The sequence below is a fragment of the Pseudomonas fuscovaginae SE-1 genome (genome assembly GCF_000364705.1).
Taxonomy (GTDB): Bacteria; Pseudomonadota; Gammaproteobacteria; order Pseudomonadales; family Pseudomonadaceae; genus Aquipseudomonas; species Aquipseudomonas fuscovaginae_A.
Genome location: NZ_AQOH01000249.1, coordinates 1 through 965 on the forward strand (window position 1 = coordinate 1; position 965 = coordinate 965).

The window sequence follows — 965 nt, forward strand, 5'->3', positions numbered from 1 at the left end:
GTTTTACTTCGCTGGGGTGGGTCAGTTTTGCATCGGCACTAACACATCGCTTCCTTGCGTGATCCGAGCAGTGCCTCCTTGCGCTCCTGAAACAGCGCCGTCGCCTCCGGGATCAGGCAGCAGGGACGTTTGGCCTTGTCATTGAAGGCCCACATCTGCCCGATGATTTCGCTGCCTCCAGCTTTCTCGATAAAGGTGTCCTGGCCCCACAGGGCAGGAACGATTGCCTCCTCAGCCCCGGCTTCGATGAAGGCAGCTCCGGAAGCGGTTTTCTATTTCACGCAGAGTTGCCGCTTCCTTGCCGGTCACGATTCGGGTTCCACGAAGCATGGTCATTTCTCATCTCTCCATTTCTACAGGCAATAAAAAAGGCGCCATGGGCGCCTTGGTTCGGTTCATCGATTGATCAGCGTTTCTGATCAATCAAAGAGCACAAGCAACCGCGGCACCCTGAACGGGGTCCGTGATAGTGATGGCGGTTGCTTTGAATGAATTGAGTCATATCCCATCGTGGCACAGCCAGGGCTGCGTTTACAAGCAGTTACCTGGTCGGCGCTCCTGAGCAGATCCGAGACATGGCCCAGGGCGACCATTGTTCTCGAATGAGTCGAGAAATGAGCATTTCAGAACGCTGTGATATCGACCTTCAGCAAATGAGAGCCGTTCTTGCCGCGTTCCCAACAGCCAGCCGATGCTCTATGCACTGGGGCTGGGGGACAAGCGGGTCGGCACCTCGCTGTGGTTCAACCATGTGCTGGCGGAGTTCAAGGCGCAGAACGACAAGGTCGAACACCTGGCCGACAACGACCCGAGTTTCGAGGCGGTGGTGGGCAAGCGCCCGCAACGGGTGGCGGTGCAGTTCGAGTGGATGCTCGGCCGCCACCTTGCGCGACGAGTCAGTCCCAGCTCAACGCACCGCCAGTCTGGTACTCGATCACGCGGGTCTCGAAGAAGTTCTTTTCCTT

The 965-nt window shown here is 57.4% G+C and carries 1 protein-coding gene and 2 pseudogenes; 1 reads left to right on the top strand and 2 read right to left on the bottom strand.

Features of this window, described 5'->3' with window-relative positions:
• Positions 1–44: 44 nt before the first annotated feature.
• A pseudogene (locus tag K675_RS31180) lies at positions 45–248 on the bottom strand (ATP phosphoribosyltransferase regulatory subunit); the annotation flags it as partial.
• A 443-nt stretch (positions 249–691) separates the two neighbouring features.
• Here K675_RS31180 and K675_RS31185 point away from each other — a divergent pair.
• Positions 692–880 (top strand): annotated as a pseudogene (locus tag K675_RS31185) (ABC transporter substrate-binding protein); the annotation flags it as partial.
• Between the two features lie 16 nt (positions 881–896).
• On the opposite strand, the gene K675_RS33725 reads toward K675_RS31185, so the two are convergent.
• Positions 897–965, bottom strand: a 69-nt coding sequence (locus K675_RS33725; protein ID WP_232434455.1) for a hypothetical protein, incomplete at its 5' end; no start/stop codon positions are given.